We start from the raw sequence: 2371 nt of genomic DNA, 5'->3' as shown, positions 1-2371 counted from the left end.
CGGCCCAGCGGTCGCTGCCGCCGGACGGTTCGACGGCCAGGTTCTCGGCGCTGCGCCAGAAGTTCTGTGTGGCGTTGCCGTCGAACCAGTCGGCCTCCGCGTGCACGGCGCCCCGGACGGTGGCGTCGTCGGGTGACAGGCCCAGGCCCGCGACCTGGGTGTAGAACCCGACGTCGGCATCGACCTCGTAGCTGCCGGGGGTGAACAGTTCGGCGTGCCGCTCGGTGCCGAACTGGTTCTTCTCCTGCTGCGCGAACACCTCGTCGAGCCGGCCCTGGATGTCCTCCCGGGACATGGACGGGTCGAAGATGTCGACCTTGGGGCCGAGGTCGGGCGCGCCCTCGGCCCGCACGGCCCCGGTGTGCGGGGCCGGGCCCGCGTCGGCGTTCTGCGTCGTGACGACGCCGATGGCTCCGGAGGTGAGCAGGACGGACGCGGCGACGAGAGTCAGGGTGCGTCCGCGGCGCCGGCGGGCGTGTCCGCGGGAAAGGGTGAACATCACGGTGTCCTCCCTCAGCCCTGGTACCGGGCGAAGATGCCGGTGAACTCCCAGGGATCCTGGGAGACGCCGGAGCAGGTGTCGTCGTTCGGGTAGGCGCCGGGGCAGGGGCGGTCCCGGTTGACGGACCAGTAGGCGAGCCGGGCGAGGTGGTGCTCCTGCGCGTAGCCCAGGACCGCCTCGAAGTCCTCCGGGGTGACCGTCTCGTTGACGTCCGTGATCCCGTTCATGGAGGAAAGTCCGCTGTGCCGGTACGCCTCGTCGTCGCTGTAGCCGTACGCCTCCTTGACCCGGTCCTTGAGGCCGTCGGTGGCCTGCTGGGTGAGCTGCCCCATGTCCTGGCCCTCGCCGCCGAAGTCGAACGGCATGATGGTCCAGCCGTCGACCTCGAGTCCGGCGTCGGCGGCGCGGCCGATCATGCTGCCGTCGGGGCCGTTCTGGTCGCTGGGGAAGGTGACGTAGAGCGTGATGCCCGCGTTGTCGGCCTTGATCTTCTTCAGCGCGTCGATGGTCTTCTGCTGGGTGCCCGGGTCGTTGTAGGCGTCGCCCTCGATGTCGATGTCGATCGCCTTGAGCCCGTAGGCGTCGATGACCTTCTGGTACGCGCCGGCCAGGGCGTCGGCGTCGGAGCAGCTCTGCTCCAGCTTGTTGCCGTTGGCGCCGCCGAAGGACGGCACGACGTCGCCGCCCCCGGCGCGGACGGCCTCGACGGTCTGCTCGTCCACGCCGCCCTTGAGCGGCCGGCCGCCGTCCCACTGCGGATCGCACCCTCCGTTGCTGAGGACGAACGCGAGGGTGAACCAGCTGACGCCGGTGGCCTGCTGGACCTCGGCCGGGTCAGGGGGGTCGCCCCAGCCGTTGTACAGGTACGGGGCGACGGCGGCCGGGGCCGCGGTGGCATGTGCTCCGCTGCCGCCGGGCGGGGCGGCGGACGCGGCCGTCACGACGGCCGTTCCGGTCGCGAGCGCCGCGACGGCCGCGCCGATGGCGAGGCGTCGAGCTGTCCTCATGGGAAGCCTTCTCTCGTGGGGGGTCTCACCATGAACCTGACAGGCGACTTTGAGGCATGAACGATGGGGGCCCCGAAGTGCCGTCGGCTCAGGCTTCGTTCACGGCGTGAGTAAACTCGCGGGCACATGGAGGCGTCAAGAGGCGCGAAGCAGCCCCGTTCTGTTCATGCCTTGAACGGACTGTCCGTCAGGAGAGACGCGTCGCCGCGATCCCGCCGTCCACGTCGAGCGTCGCCCCGTGGACGCCGCACGGCTGCGGGCGCGCCTGCGGGGCGGTGCCTTCGGCGGATAGACGGTCAGGCCGGCCTGCGCCACACGGACACGTGCTGCGCGGAGTCCTCGGTGAACGGTGTCCCGTACCAGTCCGCCACACGGCGCTCCAGCTCGAGGCCGGCGATCCGGGCCATCAGATCGAGCTCCGCGGGCCAGGCGTAGCGGTGCCGGGAGGCGTCGCGGCGGTAGGCGCCGTTCTCGCCGTCGCGGGTGAAGTGGTGCGAGACCAGGATCTGTTCGACCAGGTCGAAGGTGTCGAAGCCGAGATGCCGCTCCGAGACGTCGAAGGGCACGGCGACCTGACCGGGCGGCAGGAAGCGCAGCGGCGGCACGCCCAGTTCGATGACGAACCGGCCGCCGGGGGCGAGGTGACGTGCCGCGTTGCGGAAGCACTCGACCTGTTCGTCCTGCGTGAGCAGGTTCGAGATGGTGTTGTAGACGAGGTAGACCAGGGTGAACTCGCCGGGGACGACGGTCGTGGCCATGTCCCCGATGGTCACCGGAAGGGTGGCGGCGTCGGCCTTGCGCCGCAGGACGGCGGCCATGTGTTCCGACAGCTCGATGCCGGCCACCGGCACACCGCGCTCCC

General features: G+C 70.8%; 2 protein-coding genes and 1 pseudogene. All 3 read right to left on the bottom strand.

Translation table 11 applies throughout. The annotated features are described in order from the left end of the window. Nucleotides 1–499: pseudogene (locus tag GTW43_RS00515) on the bottom strand (coagulation factor 5/8 type domain-containing protein); the annotation flags it as partial. A 14-nt stretch (nucleotides 500–513) separates the two neighbouring features. Next, nucleotides 514–1509: a chitinase gene (locus GTW43_RS00510; RefSeq protein ID WP_161299540.1), complete on the bottom strand. Its 996-nt coding sequence runs from the start codon at nucleotides 1507–1509 to the stop codon at nucleotides 514–516. 296 nt (nucleotides 1510–1805) lie between these two features. Continuing rightward, on the bottom strand, nucleotides 1806–2371 hold a 566-nt coding region (locus tag GTW43_RS00505; protein ID WP_161299539.1), incomplete at its 5' end, for a class I SAM-dependent methyltransferase.

Origin of the sequence: Streptomyces sp. SID5785 (genome assembly GCF_009870065.1) — a bacterium.
In the GTDB taxonomy this organism is placed as follows: domain Bacteria; phylum Actinomycetota; class Actinomycetes; order Streptomycetales; family Streptomycetaceae; genus Streptomyces.
The sequence above is the reverse complement of the archived record's forward strand: the minus strand, read 5'-3'. Positions and strand labels throughout refer to the sequence as shown.

Excerpts from the sequence above, each read along its gene's own strand:
- GTW43_RS00510 (WP_161299540.1), bottom strand. The coding sequence starts at position 1,509 with ATGAGGACAGCTCGACGCCTCGCCATCGGCGCGGCCGTCGCGGCGCTC.